General features: G+C 45.5%; 18 protein-coding genes and 1 pseudogene. 8 read left to right on the top strand and 11 right to left on the bottom strand.

The features are described 5' to 3' along the window. Positions 1-324: 324 nt before the first annotated feature. Complete coding sequence (locus tag QUB68_RS15760) at positions 325-1,701, bottom strand: P-loop NTPase fold protein (RefSeq protein ID WP_332994039.1); 1,377 nt, start codon at positions 1,699-1,701, stop codon at positions 325-327. A gap of 743 nt (positions 1,702-2,444) precedes the next feature. Next, complete coding sequence (locus tag QUB68_RS15755; protein WP_332994036.1) at positions 2,445-3,134, bottom strand: type 1 glutamine amidotransferase domain-containing protein; 690 nt, start codon at positions 3,132-3,134, stop codon at positions 2,445-2,447. 249 nt (positions 3,135-3,383) lie between these two features. On the opposite strand from QUB68_RS15755, the gene QUB68_RS15750 reads away from it, so the two are divergent. Together QUB68_RS15750 and QUB68_RS15745 are read left to right on the top strand one after the other, a co-directional pair. Beyond that, positions 3,384-4,295, top strand: a complete 912-nt coding sequence (locus QUB68_RS15750; protein ID WP_332994034.1) for a LysR family transcriptional regulator — start codon at positions 3,384-3,386, stop codon at positions 4,293-4,295. 49 nt (positions 4,296-4,344) lie between these two features. Beyond that, entirely contained in the window at positions 4,345-4,989 is a 645-nt protein-coding gene (locus QUB68_RS15745) for a Uma2 family endonuclease (protein WP_332994032.1), read from the top strand. A 58-nt stretch (positions 4,990-5,047) separates the two neighbouring features. On the opposite strand, the gene QUB68_RS15740 is transcribed toward QUB68_RS15745, so the two are convergent. The 3 genes from QUB68_RS15740 to QUB68_RS15730 all read right to left on the bottom strand — a co-directional run bounded on the left by QUB68_RS15740 (position 5,048) and on the right by QUB68_RS15730 (position 9,419). Then, entirely contained in the window at positions 5,048-5,965 is a 918-nt protein-coding gene (locus QUB68_RS15740) for a pentapeptide repeat-containing protein (protein WP_332994029.1), read from the bottom strand. 4 nt (positions 5,966-5,969) lie between these two features. Continuing rightward, the gene (locus QUB68_RS15735) at positions 5,970-6,437 is read right to left on the bottom strand and encodes a hypothetical protein (RefSeq protein WP_332994027.1); all 468 of its coding nucleotides are present in this window, start codon (positions 6,435-6,437) and stop codon (positions 5,970-5,972) included. Positions 6,438-6,611: 174 nt separating this feature from the next. Next, positions 6,612-9,419, bottom strand: coding sequence for a phycobilisome rod-core linker polypeptide (locus QUB68_RS15730; protein WP_332994025.1), 2,808 nt, complete (start codon positions 9,417-9,419; stop codon positions 6,612-6,614). Between the two features lie 685 nt (positions 9,420-10,104). Here QUB68_RS15730 and QUB68_RS15725 point away from each other — a divergent pair. Further along, a complete protein-coding gene (locus QUB68_RS15725) occupies positions 10,105-11,325 on the top strand; it encodes a class I SAM-dependent methyltransferase (protein ID WP_332994022.1) in 1,221 nt (406 codons plus the stop codon). 332 nt (positions 11,326-11,657) lie between these two features. Here QUB68_RS15725 and QUB68_RS15720 read toward each other — a convergent pair whose 3' ends face one another. Continuing rightward, positions 11,658-11,801, bottom strand: coding sequence for a hypothetical protein (locus QUB68_RS15720; protein ID WP_332994020.1), 144 nt, complete (start codon positions 11,799-11,801; stop codon positions 11,658-11,660). An 89-nt stretch (positions 11,802-11,890) separates the two neighbouring features. Here QUB68_RS15720 and QUB68_RS15715 point away from each other — a divergent pair, with 89 nt between their 5' ends. Beyond that, a complete protein-coding gene (locus QUB68_RS15715) occupies positions 11,891-12,136 on the top strand; it encodes a hypothetical protein (protein ID WP_332994018.1) in 246 nt (81 codons plus the stop codon). Positions 12,137-12,211: 75 nt separating this feature from the next. On the opposite strand, the gene QUB68_RS15710 is transcribed toward QUB68_RS15715, so the two are convergent. Both QUB68_RS15710 and QUB68_RS15705 read right to left on the bottom strand, forming a co-directional pair. Further along, complete coding sequence (locus QUB68_RS15710) at positions 12,212-13,780, bottom strand: leucine-rich repeat domain-containing protein (protein WP_332994015.1); 1,569 nt, start codon at positions 13,778-13,780, stop codon at positions 12,212-12,214. 223 nt (positions 13,781-14,003) lie between these two features. Continuing rightward, positions 14,004-15,233 (bottom strand): PIN domain-containing protein, encoded by a 1,230-nt coding sequence (locus QUB68_RS15705; RefSeq protein WP_332994014.1) that lies wholly within the window; start codon positions 15,231-15,233, stop codon positions 14,004-14,006. Positions 15,234-15,841: 608 nt separating this feature from the next. On the opposite strand from QUB68_RS15705, the gene QUB68_RS15700 reads away from it, so the two are divergent. Then, positions 15,842-16,432, top strand: coding sequence for a Uma2 family endonuclease (locus QUB68_RS15700; protein WP_332994012.1), 591 nt, complete (start codon positions 15,842-15,844; stop codon positions 16,430-16,432). On the opposite strand, the pseudogene QUB68_RS15695 reads toward QUB68_RS15700, so the two are convergent. Beyond that, positions 16,429-16,548, bottom strand: a pseudogene (locus tag QUB68_RS15695) (cyclic pyranopterin phosphate synthase MoaA); the annotation flags it as partial. The gene QUB68_RS15700 and the pseudogene QUB68_RS15695 overlap by 4 nt on opposite strands. A gap of 78 nt (positions 16,549-16,626) precedes the next feature. Between QUB68_RS15695 and QUB68_RS15690 the strand changes: the two are divergent. Next, entirely contained in the window at positions 16,627-17,220 is a 594-nt protein-coding gene (locus QUB68_RS15690) for a Uma2 family endonuclease (protein ID WP_332994010.1), read from the top strand. On the opposite strand, the gene moaA is transcribed toward QUB68_RS15690, so the two are convergent. Next, entirely contained in the window at positions 17,217-18,206 is a 990-nt protein-coding gene (moaA, locus tag QUB68_RS15685) for a GTP 3',8-cyclase MoaA (RefSeq protein ID WP_332994007.1), read from the bottom strand. The two genes, QUB68_RS15690 and moaA, sit on opposite strands and share 4 nt — an antisense overlap. 331 nt (positions 18,207-18,537) lie before the next feature. On the opposite strand from moaA, the gene QUB68_RS15680 reads away from it, so the two are divergent. Further along, on the top strand, positions 18,538-18,987 hold the full coding sequence (locus QUB68_RS15680) for a nitrate reductase associated protein (protein WP_332994004.1): 450 nt from the start codon (positions 18,538-18,540) through the stop codon (positions 18,985-18,987). A gap of 221 nt (positions 18,988-19,208) precedes the next feature. Here QUB68_RS15680 and QUB68_RS15675 read toward each other — a convergent pair whose 3' ends face one another. Further along, positions 19,209-20,303, bottom strand: coding sequence for a trypsin-like serine protease (locus tag QUB68_RS15675; protein WP_332994002.1), 1,095 nt, complete (start codon positions 20,301-20,303; stop codon positions 19,209-19,211). A gap of 382 nt (positions 20,304-20,685) precedes the next feature. On the opposite strand from QUB68_RS15675, the gene QUB68_RS15670 reads away from it, so the two are divergent. Next, positions 20,686-21,147 (top strand): ATP synthase subunit I, encoded by a 462-nt coding sequence (locus tag QUB68_RS15670; protein ID WP_332994000.1) that lies wholly within the window; start codon positions 20,686-20,688, stop codon positions 21,145-21,147. Positions 21,148-21,184 lie beyond the last annotated feature (37 nt).

The following is a 21,184-nucleotide window of genomic DNA, read 5'->3' as shown; positions in this document are numbered from 1 at the left end:
AAGTCATTGCGAAAAAACAATAGTATCTTGTAGGGGCGGGTTTAGCAAATAATCTATGAAACCAGCCAGTTTATCAATGCTCCTAACAGTTTAGTAGTGCCTTTAATCATAGTAAGTCATTGCGAAAAAACAATAGTATCTTGTAGGGGCGGGTTTAGCAAATAATCTATGAAACCAGCCAGTTTATCAAGGCAAAACCCGCCCTCTCCCCATCTCTTATTGTGTAAATCTTTGATTGATACAGAAACCGCAGATTTAAGGCGGATCAGCGCAGATGAACGCAGATGTATTTGAAAATAATTTACGTCTTGAATATTTTACAACTCAAAGCTGTGGCGCCGCATCTTCTGTTTCCCGAAACTCTTTTGCATCAGCCAAAATAGGATTGACATCAAACCAGTAATCCTCGCCATAACGGTATTCAAACACCCAGAGACTGCGTAGCAAAATTTGGTATTTAGTTTCCCCGCTGACAGTTTTGGTAGCTGATACTTGGCGCAGCAATTTCCACTCATCAGGTTCTATAGCCAAACTAAGCTGGTGGCGACGCTGGATAATCACATTTTCCAAAGTTTCCCGCGATAGAGGAGGGTCTTGTTTTTGCAGACAGCTATAGAGTAGTTGTAACAAATTGCGGACATGACCGCCGCTAACTCGACACAGGCGTGAGAGAGTTTCGGCAGAATCGAAAATTTTGTCAACCAAAGCATAGCGCTGCTTCGGCTGCACCGTCGGAAAAGCCCGCGCCAGAACCATCTGTCGCAGCAATTCCACACCCTCAGAGCACTCAGAACCGTCGCTCAACTGCACCGGCACCATCGGCAAAACCTTCGGATCTACCCCAAAGCGATTAGTAAGCTGGCCCAAGTCGTTAGAGAAAATCAGCACCAAAGGAATTGTATACACGACGTGGCAATTTAGTCTTGCCAACTGTTCGCCGCGATCGACAAACAAGTATTCCGGCTGCAAGCGCCCCGTAGGTTTCGCGCACAGGTGAATGCGATCGAGATTATCGATAATTACCACAAGTCCCTGTTTACCTTGGCGCTTAAGTTCTTGATTAGCCGGTTCCAGCAACTCCTTATTCAGTGCATCCAAAATTACATTAGTTCGCGGCTCCAAATATTGCCGCAACTCCGATCGCAAATTCGGAGCATCTTTCGCCTTAGCAGTAATTTTGCCAATTCCCAGCGCCAGAGAAAATTCTCCCTCCGTACTAGCATTCACTTCCCCAAAACCGGGGATATTAGCTTCAGCCCTCAAGTCTATTTGAGTTTGAAAAACATCAGCAACCCCCTTGAGCAAAGCTTTAAAACCCGTCGGTTGCAGCTTAATTTTCATTTTCTCAATACTTTCGCTCACCTGACGAGCAACGCTCAACAAAATGTCAGTGATATCGACATCAGCCATATCTAAGTCTTTGCTCGACTCAAAATAAACCACATGAAATCCTTGCTGCTGCAATTGAGCTTGCAGCCGCAGCAATTCCGTTGATTTACCGCAGCCAATGTGGCCCGTAAATAATTGACAGGTAGGTACATCCGGGGACAGACGGCTGATAGTGCGCTCCAATTGTTCTACAATTGTGCCACCCCGCACAGAGGAAAAATCGATATAGTATTGTCGGTCTTCTTCATTGGCTACAGCCAGCGTGTAGCTGGGATTGCAGGCCTTATAAAATTTCTGTAAATTTAGTTCCATACCCTGTTCTCTCTTTCAAAAAAATATGCCCTAATAGCTTCTTCATTTAGCTATTGTACGAATCCGAACAAGTTGCCAGTTGATTCTGATGTTTTATTTTGCGGTCAATATCTCGATCTAGGTCATACCATCTTAGATTTAATAATTAGAAAGTGGGAGCTTGCAAGCGAGTTCCATTTTTTCATGAAAGTCATATCATTCTTCTTGAAATCATCTGCGTTGATCTCCGTCTATCTGCCTGACATCTGCGGTTTCCCTCTAAATCAAAGATTTATCCAATTTTGTCTAATCTTGTTAAAAAATCCGCCTTAAAAAAAGGAACTATTACCTATTGATTTTTCTGGACTTTTGCGGTATATTATAGATAATGGGAGTGGTGACATTGAATTTAATTTCGCCACCACTCCCATTATCTAATAATACTTTAGAATTTGCTCAAAGTCAAGCTTTTAACCCGAAAAAAAAAGGCATTTTTTTTTAATTTAATCAATTAAAATTAATTTAGCCATGACTAATTCTCCATTAGGTTGAATAATTTGTCCGTGAGTCGGTCAGCAGGAATATTCAGAGAGTCAAATTATCTCCCGTGCCCGAAAGAGAGCATCTGTTTATGGCAATCGCCGGAAATTTGTATACTAAAATCCAAGACGAAGAGTTGGCGGTAATGTTCTCGACTCAAAGCAGCTATTTTAATACGGTTAACCGAATGTAGAAAGGGCGGGCAAATTCACCCGCCCGATCGATTATTTAGTCAGCCGATTTTGCATCAATTCTACCATTCGTTCGCCTACACCTGAAGCAGAAGCGGGGTTTTGGCCTGTGACGAGTCTCTCGCTCGCCACAACACAAACCTCAAAATTAGGAACCTTGGTAAACTTCGCCCCGCGCTCGATTAATGTTGACTCCAGCAAAAACGGCACTATATCAGTCAATCCCACAGCGGCTTCCTCTTCATTAGTAAAAGCAGCCACAGTCTTGTTAGCAACCAAGTATTTGCCATCAGATAACTTAAGATTGACTAACGCCGCCGGCCCGTGACAGACAGCACCGACAATGCCGCCTGCTTCGTAAATAGTAGCCGCAATCTCAGCCAGTCGATCGTTATCAGCGAAATCCCACATCGTCCCGTGTCCGCCAGCATAGAAAATAGCGCCGTATTCTGCGGGGTCAATTTGTGCGGGATTAAGCGTATTTTCGACTCGAAAAACTTGTTCAGAATCGTCTAAAAAAGCCTTATTTAGCGGGTCTTCCAAATCAATCCCAACCATCGGAGCTTTACCGCCTTTGGGACTGACAAAATCTACGGTTAATCCAGCACGAGTAAAAGCGTCCAACGGGTGCGTCACCTCTGGGAGATAAAAACCAGTTTCTTTGCCAGTATCGCCCAGTGTATCGTGGCTGGTTAAAACAATCAGAACTTTTTGGCTAATCATAGTTTATTGCTTTTGCTGTCAGGTGTTTTTGTGCCTCTTGTTCACTCTAGGTCGAATTCATCTAAAATACAAATTATAAAAGTTTAGAGCTGGTATAAATCTATTTATAGATAAGACGGCAGTTGAAACCATTGTGATCAATTGCCTTTTCCTTCTTCCTTCTCTCGCGACGATAACTAAACCGTTCTTCCTGATAACTCATGACTGATGACTCATGACTGATGACTCATGACTAATGACCAATGACTAATGACCAATGACTTCGCCTATATGATTAACTTTGAATGGTATCGGAGCTTTATCGAGGTTTACCGCGTGGGAACCGTATCGGGGGCCGCCCAAGTTCTCCACCTCACCCAACCGGCTGTCAGCCAACACGTCGCAGCCTTAGAGTCAGCTTTGGGAAATCCCTTGTTTCAAAGGACTCCGAGGCGGATGGTTCCCACGGAAGCGGGACAAAGACTGTATACTCAAGTTGCTGGTGCGATCGAGAAACTAGAATCAGTTCCCCACAAAAACTCAACAGCCGAAACTCCGCAAACCATCAGAATCGGTACACCGCAGGAATTCTTTACTGAACGAATGCTCGATCGACTCCCGCAGGAAGAGCGCACTTTTTACACAGTGGAATTTGGGTTAACATCAGAATTAATCCCACAACTCAAAGCAGGCAAACTAGACATTGTAATTGCCACTCAAAAAATTACTTTATCCGATATAGAATGTCAATTATTATTCGAGGAAACTTTTTGGCTCGTCGGCCCGCCAAATCTGGAATTTCCGATCGCCGAAGGAATCAGCCAAGCAGACTTAAATCCCCTCGCTCAATGGCTGCTAACCCAACCGTGGATTGCTTACAGCGAAGAATTGCCGATCGCCCGCCGCTTTTGGCGCGTCGTATTTGGCAAAAGAATCGACGTTCATCCGAAACTAATTATTCCCGATTTAAGAGCGATCAGACAAGCCGTGGAATGCGGATTTGGCTTTAGTGTTCTGCCCGATTACTTGTGTGCAGATTGGGTGACAAAAAATCGCTTGACACTTGTGCTTAAACCTACGCAGGCTGTTACTAATCGCATCTGGCTGGCTTTTCGGAAATCTGAAAGACAGTTGCCAAAAATCAAACGGATGTTAGAAATTTGCCAAATCAATGTAAACTAAGTTAGCCTTAGAGTAAACCATCAATATCAATTCCACTTGGAGGTCACTTGTGGTAACATCTGCACCAGAAGCTACAGCAGAACTGCAAAAACCTATTGGCGAACAGCGCGTGGTAATTTGGGGGTTATCTTGGGACGGTTATCTACAAGTTCTCAATGCCTTGCCCCAGTCACGAGGCTGTCGTTTGATCTACGACAACGGGATTCTAGAAATCACCATGCCCTTAGAAGAACACGAATTTTCAAGTCGATTAATCGAGTGTTTTATTCGGACGCTGATTGAACTCATGGGGATGCGGATGAAAACGATGGGTTCAACAACTATGAACTATCCTCTTCTCAAAAAGGGAGCCGAACCAGATAATGCCTACTACATTCAAAATCAACCCCTCGTCAAAGGCCGCAATGTTGATTTTACCAAAGATCCTCCGCCTGATTTAGTGGTGGAAGTGGATATTACCCATACTGATATTGAGAAAAACAAATTCTACGCTGCTATTGGTGTACCGGAGTTTTGGCGGTTCAATGGCAAAGTGTGGCGAATTTATCAATTACAGGAGAGCGAGTATATGGAGGTTGAATCGAGTCCTACCTTTCCTCAAGTGCCGAAAGAAAGGCTAATTGCTTTTCTAGAAGAGGCAAAAGAAGATGAAATTGCCGCAATACGCGAGCTGCGGGCTTGGTTTGAACAATAGGGTTTCATATCGTTTCCGGTTGCATCGGAATTATTAGCAGCCAAAATCAGGAGTAGGATTATTTGCAATCGCCAATAATCTCCAGCAGCCGCGAGGATTCACTGCGAACTTCAGATCCTCCATCTACAAGTAAAGAATCAATTACTTTCCGATCGCATAAATCAACATAATCATCATCGAGTTGACAAAGTTCAATAGCCGCCAGCAAACCAGCCAGTCGCTCCTCATCAGAAGCACCTACAACCATTCTATTAACGGAAGTCAACAAAACTTGCTCCGGTGGTGAAATAGTTTCTACAAGTTCTACCGCTGTCTGTCGCACAATCGAATGCTTGTCTCCCAAACACAAAAATATCCACTCTAATAATACTTCGTCACCGTATCGAAATTCCTGATGTCGTAGCTTGCCTAATACTTCCAGAGCGATCGCCCTTACATCCCATTCCTTGTCAGCAAGCAAGCAACCCAGTAGAGCAGCAATAACAGGATTATCTAATTCTCCTAATTTTACAGCACCATTGTATCTAACATCATTGCGTTCTGAGAGTGTATCAGCAGCCGCCTTTGCCACTTCCGAAGGCCATTTCATAAAATCTGGGAAAGAGTCTCCTAAAATCAAATTATCATCCCAAAAACTATTTTGAAAATTAGGCTGATGTTCTTTTGATAGAAAGTTTATGTGAGAATCTACTACTGATACATTTGTGGCGATCGCATTGCTAAAATCTGTTGGGCGTTCGGCTTCATCAGAAAAACAGCCAATAAATTTTGTTTCATGCAAAGTCGCTCCTTGAAATGATGTTCCATTCAGGCGACAACCAAAAAACTCACATCCAGATAAATCTAGTTTATCAAAGATACAACCTCTTAAATCGCAGCAGATTAGAGAGTCATTCGGCGCGATCGCAAATGAATGCTGCTTGCTTTGCCAATCCATTCCTATATAACGACTGTGCCTGCTGTCTAACTTAAGCATTACTTTATTTCCCCAATTGCTCTTTCCAAGGTTTTGCCCATCTGGGAATCTCCGGTTCATCACTGTTGCGGTAGTCTTCAGCCCATTTTAGCGCCTCTTCCATCTTGACAATTTCCTGCTCAATCTTTTGCTTTGCCTCAGAGGGCAACTTTGCTAAATGCCTCCGAAGTCCCTTAATATACTGCTGGCACTTTGTAGCGTGGAGAGTGCTATCTTTTAGCGACTGCGGTGGATTCCCCGCGCCTCCTTCAAATTGTTCCTTCAATACCATGAAAGCACAACTGCCATCACCGTACTCTGCCCCCTCCCTGTAAAGATCATTCATCACTTCCTGAGCTTTATCTACTGCTAAAGCTTCTGCACGCGGTAGCCTAGTCTCTCGATTTTGAACTAATCGAGCCTCTGAGATTGTAGGGAGAATTCTGAGTTCTCTCAGTAGATTTGATTGCTCGTTATCGCCCTTTGGATTCATTTTAACTAAATTCTCAATGCCCGATCGCCCTTTACCAAAAATCCCCCGCTACAGTATCACCATAGCGAGGGATTTTTGTCAACCTACCAAATCAAATTTCTTACAGTACAGGTAGGGACACGGCACTGCCTTGTCCCTACGGCACTCGAAGAGATCGAGCTGGAATCTTCTGTATTAACTTCTGTCAGTAGCAGCCGCAGGCTCAAAACTCGGAACCACAACATCAGAATTCTGCTTAGTCAACTGGTTGTACAGCCTTTCAGTATTCGGGAAATTAGCAGCAGGCAGAGTTGGGAAACGACGGTAAGGAACAGTATCCTCGCCAAACGCCTCCGCATATTCAACGCTGCTCAACATCGCGTTGATAAAGCCCTTAATCCCTTTACTTGCCAGGATTTGGTTGTACGTCCGAATCTCCGCTTGATTGCGGGGAGCGCGGCCCAAGAAGTGCTTGGTTCCCAACTCAATCACCTTAGTATTGGGGTAAGGTGCGTAGAATTGTTTGACGTACAGTGGTGAGCAACCCAAAGACTCAATGAACTCCTTAAGATTGATTTCATTGTTACCCAGTTTGCTTTCCAGAGCCGTGAATTCATTCTTCACATACGCATTCATGTCACGCTCAAAAACTTGACGGTAAGCAGCTTGAATTAAAGTTTTCAAAGCTACTTTATCCTTAGTTCCAGTCAGCTTGAACACCTTAGTTTGTTCGCGCCGCTTGCTGACACCTTGAGCAAGGCGATTTTCCAACTCGATATCGCCGAGATTGCTCGCCACACCGAGTTCGATAAACCGAGGTGTTTCTGTCGCCGGCTCAACGTTGACCTTTTTCTCACCAAAGGAACTCGATCGCATCGTCCGCATCGACAAACCAGCCGGAGTCACGTAGCGCTCGTAGGGGACAGTATCTTCCCCGAAAGCTTCGTTGTACTCCAGAGAATCCATGATGCTGTCAACCAGCGCGTAGAAACCCTTCTTGGCGCAAATGTCAAAGTAGGCGTTCATTTCCTGACGGCCGTAGGTAGGTCGTCCCAGGAGTCGGCGGTGGATGTACTCGATCGCCTTACAAACGTAGAGCTTGCTCCAGTACATATTGCGGAACACATCGGATTTTGCCAACATCCGAATAAACTCGCGCATCGGAATATCGCCGTTTTCCAGCTTAATTTCCGCCACCTTTTGGCGCTGGCCATCGAACACATCGCGACCAAACACTTGCAGATAAGCAGCCCGAATCACCGCTTGGGTCGAGCTTTCGGTAAATTTGACACTGGAAGCACTACTGTAGCTGCTGGTGCCTACAGAAGCACCGCCGCGGCCTGTAGCTTTTTTGGGAGCAATGTAGCCACCAGGCAACTGGTCTAGTTTAAAGACTTTGGGGCCGAGAGAACCAGGAGCCTTACCACGAGCTGCTGGATTGCTCAATTGGTTTTCAATACCTGCACCTTGACGAATCAGGATGCGGCGAGTGTCCTTGCCGAAGGGAGCCGGACGGCTCTTGGGGTTGCGAGTTTCTTTCGGGAAAATCGCGCCGAACTGAATTTCTAAGGGATCATTACCAATGCCGTAAACGTGCTGGTCTGGTAGCGGCTGAGTGTAGCCCGCAAACAAGGTGATGAACTGAGGAACCTTGCGGAACGGAGCGCTGAAATTGAACAAATCAATTTGTGGGCCCCAGTTGCGGCATTCCTGAGCTTCTTGGCCCAAACCGCGCAGGTAAGGCACTGTTTCTTCGCCGAAGTAGTCGGAATATTCCTGAGAATAAACCATCGCGTCTACGAGGGCTGGCAGGCCGCCTTTAGTGACTATCGCAAAATACTTGCTAAATTCCTCCCGCGAGCTCAAACCGCGGCCGAGGAAGTGGCGGGCGGCCAGTTCTACAGCACGGCTGTTGACAAACGGCTCGTAGAATTGCTGGCGGTACAGAGGAGATTTACCCAAGCGGCGGATAAACTCTTTCATCGAGATTTCGCCGTTTTTGACCTTAGATTCCAGGTCAGAAATGCTTTGGCTGTAGGCGCGGGTAATGTCGCGCTCGAATACTTGGCGGTAAGCAGCTTTGATTACTTCAATCTTTTCAGCCGACGACAGACCGGTCTTCATGACGAATTTCGCCCGACGTTCCGCTGCGTTGAAGTAGATTTGAGGCAGTTGCAGCCCTTGCTGGTCTTTGGTTTCGCGCTGGCGCACCTTGTCTGAAGGTGTGGGAGCTTTGAATTCGGTAATTGCTACGTCGAAATACTGTGCGACCATGGTACGTGCCGCATCATCATTCTTGAAATAGTTCAAGGATGCAGCCTTCATTTCCTGCATAGCCACAATTGTCGCCGCCGAAGAGCAAGCATTTTCGATAATTTCCCGCAAGCCGCGCACGTTCACCGAAATAATGTTCGGGTCGCCAGCGACGATCGCGTAGGTAATGTAACGCAAAAACCAGCTCAAATCCCGCAGAGATTTGGTCATATTTCCCGGGCCGTAGCGCGAGACATTTATCGGTTGAAATCCTGCGGGGATTGGGCCACTAGGCCCGCCATTGCTCGAAAACAGATTTCCCAAATTTCCCAAACCCAAGAATCCGCCGCCACCCGAGCCGTTGCCGTTGCCGCCGCCACCGCTGGCGCGACCTTCAACGTAGGTAACAGTTCCCAGTTTCATGCCTTCAGAGACATTCTTCGAGCCGCCGCGAGTCGCGCCAGCCACAGCCATCACAGGTTCTGCTGGTCTTTCCAAAAATGCCAGGGGGGAACCGCCAACAAAAATTCGGTTGGCTGCGCGGGATACTATCAGTTCCGAGTTTCTGGTGAGTGTTTCAGAAATTTCGATCCGAAGAGCACCGGAACTGAAATAATTTGCCAGTTCGCTGAGTTCGCCCCGCTGTAGGAAGCGGTCTTGCTGTTCTGCTTGCGAAATCGTTGCGACCGGTACAGTTTGATATAGTTGCGGACGCGCAACTGAGCTTCCACCACTTGCTTTTACAGTCATTAGACTCCTTCGCTCCCTATCTAAATCGTTGCAGCATTTACCCAGACTAACCTTGCCTTATAATGCAGGTAAAATTAGGTATTTTTGCTTTGTTTACTTTTTGCCTTCACCTGTCAAGAGGTTCGGGCGCTTACTTTCTTAGATTAAAATGTTTTGGTTTCATCTTTCATCCTGCCGGGAAATGTCCGACCCGAAGACAGACACTGGGTCATCCCTCCGCGCTTGCTTCGTCCGTACACTCCTGGAAAAAATACAAAGGCAGGAGAGCTGAGTCCTGCGACGATCGCAGCAAGTGCCGTCAATTAAGGAAAAAGAAAATTCAAAATTTTCTTCTGCCTTTTTCTAGGCTTTTTACTTTCTGCTAAAAGACGACTCCGCTTTACCCGAAAGCTCAGCGGTGGACGATTGACAGTCCTTGTTTGTTAAAAAGCCTGCCGAGATTTATTGTATAGATTTAAGAGAGCGTATATGAGAAAAAATGATAAGTTTTATTACACGGAAGCTGTCAGTGCTTGGCACTCAGGGATTAGCCGATCGCCTGCTGCCTCTGTTTCAGGCTTACCCAACTCGTTGGCGACACTTCCATTGCGAGTAACGAAGCAATAGAAGTCTACCGCGCAGCGCTCGCTGTTCGCCCGAAGCTACTGACAGCGAATCTCAAAACTCACGCATTAATCCCTCACCTATGGATACTACGCCCGATATCAGCGCTGCCGTGCGGCGGCTTTACGATACTTTCCCTTTCCCGCCCGATCCTTTGTCCGACGAACCGCCTCCAGGCTACAACTGGCGCTGGAGTTGGCCGGATGCTTACAATTTTTGCACCGGCAAAAAGCCGCAAAAACTGGATATTCGGATTTTAGATGCTGGCTGCGGCACTGGTTCGAGCACGGATTATTTGATTCACCTCAATCCTGAAGCTTCCGTGACGGCGATCGACCTGAGTGGGAGTGCTTTGAAAGTAGCACAAGAACGCTGTCGGCGATCTGGCGCGCGCGAAGCCGATTTTCGGCACCTCAGCCTGTACGATGCGGATCAACTCGAAGGGGAGTTTGATTTGATCAACTGTGTCGGCGTGCTGCACCACTTACCCGATCCGATCCGGGGCATTCAAGCGCTGGCGGCGAAGTTGGCAAGCGGCGGTTTGATGCACATTTTTGTGTATGCTGAGCTCGGACGCTGGGAGATTCAACTGATGCAAAGGGCGATCGGACTTCTGCAAGGAAACCACAAAGGCGACTATCCCGATGGAGTCAAAGTCGGTCGTCAAATCTTTGCTTCATTACCAGAAAACAACCGTCTTGTCAAGTACGAAAAGCAGCGATGGGCGGGAGAAAATCAGCGGGACGAATGTTTTGCCGATATGTACGTTCACCCGCAGGAAATTGACTACAATATCGAGACTTTGTTCGAGTTAATCGACGCTTCGGGATTGGAATTTATCGGTTTTTCTAATCCGGGATATTGGCAGTTAGAAAGACTTTTGGGCAAAGCGCCGGAATTGCTCGAAAGAGCGAAAGGCTTGACGGAACGGGAGCTTTATCGATTAATTGAATTGTTGGATACGGAAATCACGCATTACGAGTTTTTCTTGGGTAAAAAGCCTGTTAATAAAATTGATTGGTCGGATGATCAGGCACTTTTGGCGGCAATTCCAGGGTTGAGTAGTTGTATGCACGGTTGGCCGAGCGATCAAGTGTTTGATTGCAACTACCAATTAATCAATTTGTCAAGTGCTGAGTTTGAGTTTTTGCAAGGTTGTTCACCCCCCCCAGCCCCCCCTTGCCAAGGGGGGGAGAAAGAGGTACAGAAAACTGTGGGGGAGATTTTGGTGGATGTGGAGATGGGATTGGATGAAGTGCGATCGATCTTTGCCAAACAGCTAATTTTGCTAACACCAAGATAATTCGGCGGTTGAAACCGCTTCTACACAAACAAAGTCGGCCTCCGCCGACTAAGAAAAGATAAATATGTCATTGCGAGTGATATCAATTCCGGTTACACCGGAATGATATAGAGGAGACGGCACTGCCGTCTCCCTACCGACAATAATATTGTAGGGACACGGCACTGCCGTCTCCTAATGTTTTGCTCGTTCCCAGTTAATCCTGGATGCACGTACTAGGATTTTCTGTCATTGCGAACGTAGTGAAGCAATCTCAAAGCTGACGCACCTTTCCCAAATCCCAAATCCCAAATGGATTGACAGAGGCCCCCGTCTGCGGCTACGCTTTGAAGTTAGAGGTTGCTTTGCTTGTAGAGGAAGTAGCCCGCGTCGCCCAAAAATCTAGTTGCACTGCCCAAAGCTGCTGGTAACAGCAATGGACAGCTCACCGCCAAACTGGTACTAGCAGTCTGGAGGCTAACGGAGTATCTTAACATCCTCTGTAGCCGCCCTGCTATGTGTTGAAAAGCGGGGCGGCTGGGTTTTTGGGTTTTTCTAGAAAACCCAAAACCAGGAGAACATAATTATGTCACAGGAATTCTTGCCTGACGACAACAAATTTGCACGACCAAATGACGACTCAGCAGCAGAATCCGACCAGGATGTGGTGTGTGTAACGGTGACAGGTTCGCCCAAGGGTGTCAGGGAAACCATACTCACTTTGTACCGCCTGGGATTTGCCGAAGTCGGCGATTGGAGTCCCGTACAGCGTGCAGCTAATCCGAAGCAAGTGATGAGTGTGCTGATTCGCCGTCGCAAGCGCAAAGCCTAGGTGTTTGCTCGTTCCCAGGCTAGAGCCTGGGAACACATTCCATGAGGCTCTGCCTCAAATTTCCCTATCTAGACCTTATAACCGTTTTAGCTGACCACTTTTGCATTTGCTGAGAAAAGTTTCATGATGTTTGCTGAGAGCGTTTTGATTTGGTGCTGTTTTTTTATCCTGGGGTAAAGTCAGTTTCCGATCAGCCAAATATTGGTAACAGGTGCCGACGAGTTCAGGGGCAATCACCACTTCATTGGTATCTGGTCGAATTGATAGTAAATGCAAATCAAACAGAGTGTGTATGTCGGCTCTGAGCGGTAAACCATTTGTTGGATGATTGGTTTGAGTACCTTGATATGGAATTATATGTGCAGCTTCGATAGCTGACTCTACATCACAATCAGTTATTGGACATCGACCACCGTAAGCAATTAACAACTTACGCCGAAATCCAGCCTGTCCCTGTCGCTGCACAATAGAAGCAGTTATCCGTTGTCTGGCATCTTGAAGAGTTTCAGCGTCAAAATATCCCTCAGATTCAATTTTATGGCGCTCAACATCTAGCTCAGGTAGGGCTGGATTGCGAGTGTGGAAGTAAAAATCTAGAATTGTTCGCAAATCACCACAACCTTCATCGTCTTGACCCTGCCCCAGAACTTGCGGGGGAATCGGCAGCGGATTACCTCGCAAATCTAGTTTTTCCAAATTTTTCAGGCTGCAAATTGCCTCCGGGATTTCAGTAATCTGATTATTAGGGAGGCAAAGCTGTTTCAGATTCGACAATTGCCCAACCGCCTCTGGGATCGAGGTAATTTGATTTTTATTGAGCCAAAGCCATCTCAGATTGAACAGTTGCCCGATTGCCTTTGGGATCGAGATAATTTCATTGTAACCAAGGTCAAGTTCTCTCAAACTGGACAATTGCCCGATCGCCTCTGGGATCGAGGTAATTTGATTTTTATTGAGCCAAAGCTCTTTCAGATTCGACAGTTGCCCGATTGCCTCTGGGATGGAGGTAATTTCATTGTAACCAAGGTCAAGTTGTTTCAAACTGGACAGTTGCCCAATTGCCTCTGGGATCGAGGTAATCTGATTTGTACTGAGCCAAAGCTCTTTCAGATTCGACAGTTGCCCGATTGTCTCTGGAATATAAGTAACCTTATTGTCATAGATGTTAAGGCATCTCAGATTGAACAGTTGCCCAATCGCCTCTGGGATCGAGGTAATCTGATTTTTATTGAGCCAAAGCTCTTTCAGATTCGACAGTTGCCCGATTGCCTCTGGGATGGAGGTAATTTCATTGTAACCAAGGTCAAGTTCTCTCAAATTGGACAGTTGCCCGATTGTCTCTGGGATCGAGGTAATTTGATTTTTATTGAGCCAAAGCTCTTTCAGATTCGACAGTTGCCCGATTGTCTCTGGGATGGAAATAATTTGATTTCTATTGAGCCAAAGTTCTGTCAGGTTCAACAGTTGCCCGAGCGCTTCTGGAATAAAGGTAATCTGATTGTCACAAAGGTCAAGCTCTGTAAGATTCGTACACTTGACAATTTCTGGTGGCAATTCCTTCAAATTCAACCCTGCCAAATCCAGTTCCATCAATTTTTCATCGGCAACCCGCTCAATTCGTCGCACTGCTACCTCTCGCGTCATGCCCTTTACCTCTCAGTAATATTCCTTTTATTGTGACCAAAATTTAGTCGGTTGGAAAAAACGGGTTTATCCCCATTTAGGACTTGCAACCGCGAAAGCTTTATCAGAATACTTTAATTTCCTGATTTAAAACGTCAAACCCTTGTAATATCGTATCTGCTGTATTTTTGAATGTTTTGCAGAAAAATCCAAAATCAATTAAATCATGTTGTTATTCTCTATATTAATATTCATCCTCAAATGAAGAATCTAAATCAATAACTATTTCATCCAAAGTATTATTAGGGTTAAAATTAATATCATCTTTTATAAAACTATCACATAAATTTCTATCACCATCTCTAGACAATCTGAGCGTAATTTCTACATGAGTATTATAAGATTGTGGATTTTCAGTCTCAATTTCTTCTGGATAAGTATAATAATCATTATCTTCTTTTATGTATTTTTCATATATGCTTGTATACTTTGTTAGAGTAACATAATCAACATCAATTTCTAAATCAAATATTGCTAAAATCTGATTAACATTAGAATCATCAATATGAATTAAAGTAGAGTTGAGAATATCTACAACTACAGATTCAGGATTAACTTGTATTTTTTCACTACCCCATTCAATCGTGTGATCAATTCTTTCAATTGTAAAATTCAAATTAGGAAATAGATTTTCTATTTCTTTTTTTATTTCCTCTTTCCGCTCATGATATAATTCATAACATTCATCAAAATCATCAGGAGAATTAACCTTGTTTAGAAGTTCTAATAAGGTGTCAAGATTTTTGTAATATAAAAGATTTTTTGTTAAACTACAAAAATTTTTCCAGTCGTTATCACCACTAACTAGATAAATTTCTTTATTTTTATCTTCGGCTTCTTTTTTAAGTGCAAAGAGCGCAAAAGCGTCTGGAAATTCATCTTTCTTTTTCTCACTAAATGGTGGATTACTTGAAAAATAATTTTCAAAAACATCGCTTATTGATACACCGTCAATTTTAATTATCTCAAAATCAGCTTCCTCACAAAAATCTTCAAATTGAATTTGAAGCTCACGTTTAATTTCATCTAAACTAGGTATAACGTTTTGAACTTGCTCATTCATTTGGTCGAAATTATAAACTATCTTTTGAACTTCATCTTTGAATTCATTTAACAAATTTGAATTGATACGTAATTTGTTTCTATCTGTATCAAAATTTTTGAGATATGTACTCTGTGCGGTTTTTTTGACCAATTTGAATATTGATTCAGCTTTGTCATTGAGATGTCTTTTTATTTCACGATGAGTGACACAAGTCATAAGAAGTTTTACTTTTTCTTTCTCAACAAATGAAACTAAAGTCATCAATTTTGTCGTATCATACTTAAATTGATAATTATAAAAAACTTGTGTGTCAAGAGCAACTAACAAAGGAGTTTTTATTAAAGGAAGTATCTTTGTTTTAATAGCCATTTATTTTAACTCTGAATTTTACGCATAACTGGTAAATCTATCATACTGCAAACCATACCACCGTCCAATACTCTGAACAGTCCGAACCGCCCCGACCGCGCTGTGACCGCTCTCTGTGTGCCACCGCTCCCACCTCTACCAGTTGTTAAAAAAGCTGTGGGTTGCAAGGTGCGAGTGTGACGCAAAAAAGCTAGACCGCCACCGCTCCAATCCGATCGCTCCGACCGTGGCAACCTTGCCAGACGTTAGACCCGCGCTAGACCTGTGCTAGACCCGCGAGTTCTGCCTGTGGTGGACATTCTGCCAGCCGTGACACTGCCAGCCATCCAATGACCCCAAAACCCGCTAGACCCCGCCAGATGGTGCATTTTGTAGCCTTGCTTGTGGTGTCGGGGTGATCGCCCCGTGTCGATCGGACAGTGCTAAGCTGTTAGTCATTTAAATTTATTGCCTCAACCCCTTGCAGTATGGGGTCTAGCCCACCAATAGTGCAGTTTGAATGTCGAACAGCTTACCCAGCTTGTTAATTCAACTAGAATCACTGCGGCAGCCACTTCCCTCGGATGTGTAAAGATTTTAATAACAATAACAATCTTGGAAGGTAAAAGATGATACAAGCCCACAAACAAAAACTTACCTTTGAAGAGTACCTCACCTACGAGGACGACACCGACAACCGCTACGAATTAATTGACGGAGAGTTAGTAATATTGCCGCCAGAATCCGAGCCCAACAACGCCATTGTCAGCTATCTGTTTTTAGTCCTTGTCAATAGTGACATCCCTTGGCGGTGTATCAAAACACATAGCTGCGAGATCCAAGTTCCGATCCTGCGCGAGGGCGATGCAGCTAACCGTTACCCCGATTTGGTGATTTTGCGGCCCGAACACATCTTGCTGACAGCATCTAGGCTAACTATCACCCTTGATATGCCACCCCCTCAATTGGTAGTTGAGGTAGTTAGTCCCGGTAGAGTTGGGCGCGATCGCGATTACATTAGCAAACGATCGCAATATGCCGCACGCAACATCCCTGAGTATTGGATTGTTGACCCTCAAGAGCAGATGGTAGCCGTACTCAGGCTAGAATCGGGTGAGTATGTCGAAGTTGGAGTATTTCAAGGGGAGCAAACGCTTGTATCTCCGACGTTCCCGCAGTTGAATTTGACGGCCCGACAAGTCTTGGGAGGGGAGTTTTAACCGCCGATTTGAGACATGGTGCGGCTGTAATTCCCAGCGTTAGTTCCCGAATCCCGCTGCTTGAAATTAATCTCCGGTTTAATCTCTAATATTTGTTTTACTCGATCGCGCAATTCGCTTAGAATCACTGCTGTCACCACTTCCTCCGGCTGAGGAATTGCCTTAAAAACTTTAGCAATCCTGGAAGATAAAAGATGATACAAGCCCACAAGCCAAAACTTACCTTTGAAGAATACCTCACCTATGAGGACGACACCGACAACCGCTATGAACTAATTAACGGAGAGTTAATAACATTGCCGCCAGAATCGGGCCCCAACAATTTCATTGCTAACTATCTACTATTCACCCTGGCTAGTAGCGGGTTCGTCCCACTCAGGCTGATCAGAACACATATGTGCGAAATCCAGGTTCCGATCCTGCGCGAGGGCGACTCCGCTAACCGTTACCCCGATTTGGTGATTTTGCGGCCCGAACACATCTTGCTGACAGCATCTAGGCTTACCATCACCATTGATATGCCACCCCCTCAGTTGATAGTTGAGGTAGTTAGTCCCGGTAGAGTTGGGCGCGATCGCGATTACATTAGTAAACGATCGCAATATGCCGCACGCAACATCCCTGAGTATTGGATTGTTGACCCTCAAGAGCAAATGGTAGCCGTACTCAGGCTAGAATCGGGTGAGTATGTCGAAGTTGGAGTATTTCAAGGGGAGCAAACGCTTGTCTCTCCGACGTTCCCGCAGTTGAATTTGACGGCCCGACAAGTCTTGGGAGGGGAGTTTTAACCGCCGATTTGAGACATTGTGCGGCTGTAATTTCCTTGAGTAGTTCCCGAATCCCGCTGCTTGAAATTAATCTCCGGTTTAATCTCTAATATGTGCCGCACTCGATCGCGCAATTCGCCTGTAGACACCCCATTCCGTAAAGCAGTTTTCAAATCAATTTGCCCGGTTTCGTTCAGCAGACAAGGCCGCAGCCACCCGTCAGCAGACAAACGCATCCGGTTGCAGCGATCGCAAAAACACTCCGACATCTGGCTAATAAATCCCAAAGTACCCTTCGCCCCCGGAATTTGAAACACATCCGCCGGCCCATTTCCGCGCACTCCCGACTCAGCTAACCCGTATTTTTCGTTAATTTGTCGCCGCAAATCTGCCGAAGCTACCCAACCCTTATCGCCAAATAAGTCGCCATTCCCGATCGGCATAAACTCAATAAAACGAACGTGCCAATTCCGGTTAATTGTTAACTCTGCCAACTCCAATATTTCCCCGTCATTCACACCAGGAATCACCACCACATTCAATTTCAGCGGGTCAAATCCCACCTCATAAGCCGCTTGAATTCCCTCCCAAACCTGCATCCAGCGCGATCGTCCCCGACTACCAATTATTTTGTCGAAAGTCTCCGCTTCCAAGGAATCCAAACTGATATTAATCCGCCGCAAACCTGCCTCGTACAAATTTTCTGCCATTCCCGCGAGCAAAAAGCCGTTAGTTGTCATTGACAAATCTCGCGTTTCGGGCAAAGATGCGATCGACCTCACCAACTCCACCACCCCAGGCCGCAGCAACGGTTCCCCTCCTGTCAACCGAAACTTTGTAAATCCCACGGGTATGAAAACTTCGCGCAGCAGAGTGAGCAATTCCGAGTGAGTTAACAACTGCTGCTGCAATACATAGTCCAACTCGCTACCTTCTGGCATACAGTAGAGACAGCGGAAGTTGCAGCGGTCTATCAAGCTAATCCGAAGGTAGTCTACGGGATTCATGTCAATACTTTGTAATATTATTTAATTATAAATGCCGATCGCCTTTTCTGCAATTATCGTAGGACTTACGCACGAGTTGTCAGAAACCGGGTTTTTTGCTAAAATATTTCGCATTCACTCACTGATTCAATAAAAAACCCGGTTTCTTGGTCTTAGCGCGCCAGTCCTGAATTGATTGAGACGATCGATTTTTTTCACTTTAATGGCTTAAATCCTGCCCTAAAACCTTCACATTCTCAAGTCAACTGCCAACCATCAACCATCAACCATCAACCATCAACCATCAACTGTCAACTGTCAACTGTCAACTGTCAACTGTCAACTATCTATTATGTTCTTTGAATTTGAAGCTGATTTTGTGGAAGCTCTGCGCTGCATTCCGATGCAGGTACGTCTCAAGTTAGATACTTGTGGGATTAAATTAAAGTTGCAGGATTGGAATCACTTCAACCAAGCAGAACGTCAAATCCTTGTAGAAAGTCCTTGTTTGACAATACCAGAGATTAGCGATTACCGAGAACAGCTCAATCAAGTATTAATTAAAGAGACTGGCAAACCGGGAACTGATTTGGCCGTTGATGAAAACCCCCCGTGGATGGATGCTGCAACTATACCGGAGTCGGTTTCTGCGAAAGCGCAAGAGCTCGGCGTTACGATTAGTCTGGCGCAGTGGGCGAGTTTGCTGCCGTTACAGCGGTTTGCTTTGATTAAGCTTAGTCGATCGAGCCACGAGAACAAAAACTTCATCCCGGCGCTGCAAGAGTTTAAGGTGATTGCATAAAATAAACCGTTCGCGATCACACTCCTTTGCCAGAAACCGGGTTTTTTACCACAATACTTGGTTGGGAACCCGCAGATTTTGTAAAAAACCCGGTTTCTTGGGTGCTAGTGTGTCTAGGAGCGATCGAGCTTCGCAACTACCGTTTCCAGAACCGGATTGCTCGATCGCGATCGCAACTACAAAATAGGGCAGCTTTGTCTAAAACAATCTGCCCTATTTGATTAAGCTTTATTCTGAGCTAACTTTTGGCGGCGGCGGGCTAAAATAAAGCCACCTAATGACAGCAATCCGCCGACTACTGTTGTCGGTTCCGGTACCGATTCGGAATTGTCCCAAGTGTCTTTTACTACTTCTAGCGGTTGCGACAAGTCGCCGATCACTTCAGACTGGTCTATCAAGACTTGGGCTAAAGTAGTTGGGCCAAAGTTTGAGCTAGTTCTTGGTAAGCTGTTAACAACTCCTGCTTGAGCCAGCCCGCTGATGGCGTTGCGAATCCAGTTGTGGTGCGACGACACGCGAGTCGCAGCGGAATAGTCCCCATAGTCAGCATCTGTCCTACCGTCGATACTACTCATAAATGAGTTCACGCCCGCTAGCAAACCGCCGATGAACAGCGCTCCGCCACTATCTCCCTGCGCGAGTTGATATTCTAAGTTAAGAGGGCGGCTTAAGGGATCTGAGGGATTGACCGATCGAGGATCGTCGAAATCTGAAACCAGTACCTGGTTGGAATAGCCTAATCGACTACCCAAGCCGATCGTATTTTGACCGGCTCGTTTTGTGCCGAAGGTTGTGGTATTTTGGCCCGTTAAACCATTGCCTGTATTCCCAAACCCGACGTAGCTGCCAACTTGTAAGTCTTCGCTACTACCGGAGTAGAGTATGGACGGATTTATATTTCGCACGGGAGTGTTGAGCCGGAATAAACCAATATCAACACCCGCAGTTACATTCCGGCCGCTGCTGAGCCATCCTCCGTGTTGAAGCCCCAAATTAATTGAATAGCTGGTGCTTCCAAGTGTAAAACTTCCGCTTCTGAGCATTTGTCCGTTTCCCAGCGGATCTTCAAAGCAGTGGGCTGCTGTCAGTATCCAATTCGCAGCGATCAGGGTTCCCGAACAACCGCCACTGACAGAGCGCCCGCCAATGGAGAATCCGGTTTCGAGGCGACCGACGCTGGTAAATTGGTTGGCAAAGTTTCTGTATTGGGCATCCGATCGATCGTGCCGGATAGTACCGGCGATCGCGCTTCCGCTAAGCGTCGCTGCTGCAACGATTGCTGTCACCGCCGATGTCATCAGGTTTTGAGTTTTCATTTTTGCTGGCATCTAGATTGATAGAAAATTTGTTCTTCTATCTTTCTGTCAGGTGGAAATCTCGTTTTTTATGCAAAACTTTTGATTTTGTTACAAATCTTTATATTGTGGCAAAAATTTACAGGTTTGGTGGCGGATTGAAGGAAGTGAGGCACACTTAGTGCGAAAAAATAGATACAATGTGCGATAAAGCGCGATCGGGGGATGGGAAAGGTGGAGTAAGGGCGATCGCACATTTAACCAGTTGAGATTTTGGAAGCGCCCCACACCAAAATCCGAAAATATAATTAATTTTATTTTAAGTATTGTTACCGCAGCGTGGTATGATTTTTTCTGAGTTTGCAAAGCACTCGCCTGCTACCTGCATTAGTTTCTGAGCTTCGTGAACACGCAAAACACACCCACCGAACCCACACCAGTAACCGAGGATATTCCTCAAGCTGGCACTGTCTCGACAGTCTCGACAGTCTCGTCCGAGACAAGCAACCCGATGCAAGATTTTTATAGCCTGCAACAAGAGTTGTTGGCATACACCCTTGCTTTTACGGCGATTATTTTTATCTCCGTTTGGATCTTTTACTCCCTCAACATTGCCCTGAACTATTTGCTAGGGGCGAGTACAGGTGTGGTTTACTTAAAGATGTTGGCTAGAGACGTTGAACGAATCGGCAGCGAAAATCAACGCATCAGCAAGACCAGGTTAGGTCTGTTTTTCGCGGTGATGATAGTAGGAACACAGTGGAATCAGCTACAGATTTTACCGATATTTTTGGGATTTCTGACTTACAAAGCTGCGCTGATGGTTTACGTGATCCGAAGTGCATTAGCACTAGACTACAGGTAGATCAGGGAAGAAAAGCAAAACTCAACTCATCGATTTG

Origin of the sequence: Microcoleus sp. A006_D1, from assembly GCF_036702805.1 — a bacterium.
Taxonomy (GTDB): domain Bacteria; phylum Cyanobacteriota; class Cyanobacteriia; order Cyanobacteriales; family Microcoleaceae; genus Microcoleus.
The sequence above is the reverse complement of the archived record's forward strand: the minus strand, read 5'-3'. Positions and strand labels throughout refer to the sequence as shown.

Bases quoted from the DNA above. Each gene is read 5' to 3' on its own strand.
- QUB68_RS15740 (WP_332994029.1), bottom strand. From the start codon at position 5,965: ATGCTTAAGTTAGACAGCAGGCACAGTCGTTATATAGGAATGGATTGG.
- QUB68_RS15680 (WP_332994004.1), top strand. From the start codon at position 18,538: ATGTTCTTTGAATTTGAAGCTGATTTTGTGGAAGCTCTGCGCTGCATT.
- QUB68_RS15760 (WP_332994039.1), bottom strand. From the start codon at position 1,701: ATGGAACTAAATTTACAGAAATTTTATAAGGCCTGCAATCCCAGCTAC.
- QUB68_RS15700 (WP_332994012.1), top strand. From the start codon at position 15,842: ATGATACAAGCCCACAAACAAAAACTTACCTTTGAAGAGTACCTCACC.
- QUB68_RS15755 (WP_332994036.1), bottom strand. From the start codon at position 3,134: ATGATTAGCCAAAAAGTTCTGATTGTTTTAACCAGCCACGATACACTG.
- QUB68_RS15690 (WP_332994010.1), top strand. From the start codon at position 16,627: ATGATACAAGCCCACAAGCCAAAACTTACCTTTGAAGAATACCTCACC.
- QUB68_RS15750 (WP_332994034.1), top strand. From the start codon at position 3,384: ATGACCAATGACTTCGCCTATATGATTAACTTTGAATGGTATCGGAGC.
- QUB68_RS15675 (WP_332994002.1), bottom strand. From the start codon at position 20,303: ATGAAAACTCAAAACCTGATGACATCGGCGGTGACAGCAATCGTTGCA.
- QUB68_RS15715 (WP_332994018.1), top strand. From the start codon at position 11,891: ATGTCACAGGAATTCTTGCCTGACGACAACAAATTTGCACGACCAAAT.
- QUB68_RS15720 (WP_332994020.1), bottom strand. From the start codon at position 11,801: ATGTTAAGATACTCCGTTAGCCTCCAGACTGCTAGTACCAGTTTGGCG.
- QUB68_RS15735 (WP_332994027.1), bottom strand. From the start codon at position 6,437: ATGAATCCAAAGGGCGATAACGAGCAATCAAATCTACTGAGAGAACTC.
- QUB68_RS15705 (WP_332994014.1), bottom strand. From the start codon at position 15,233: ATGGCTATTAAAACAAAGATACTTCCTTTAATAAAAACTCCTTTGTTA.
- QUB68_RS15725 (WP_332994022.1), top strand. From the start codon at position 10,105: ATGGATACTACGCCCGATATCAGCGCTGCCGTGCGGCGGCTTTACGAT.
- QUB68_RS15710 (WP_332994015.1), bottom strand. From the start codon at position 13,780: ATGACGCGAGAGGTAGCAGTGCGACGAATTGAGCGGGTTGCCGATGAA.
- moaA (WP_332994007.1), bottom strand. From the start codon at position 18,206: ATGAATCCCGTAGACTACCTTCGGATTAGCTTGATAGACCGCTGCAAC.
- QUB68_RS15730 (WP_332994025.1), bottom strand. From the start codon at position 9,419: ATGACTGTAAAAGCAAGTGGTGGAAGCTCAGTTGCGCGTCCGCAACTA.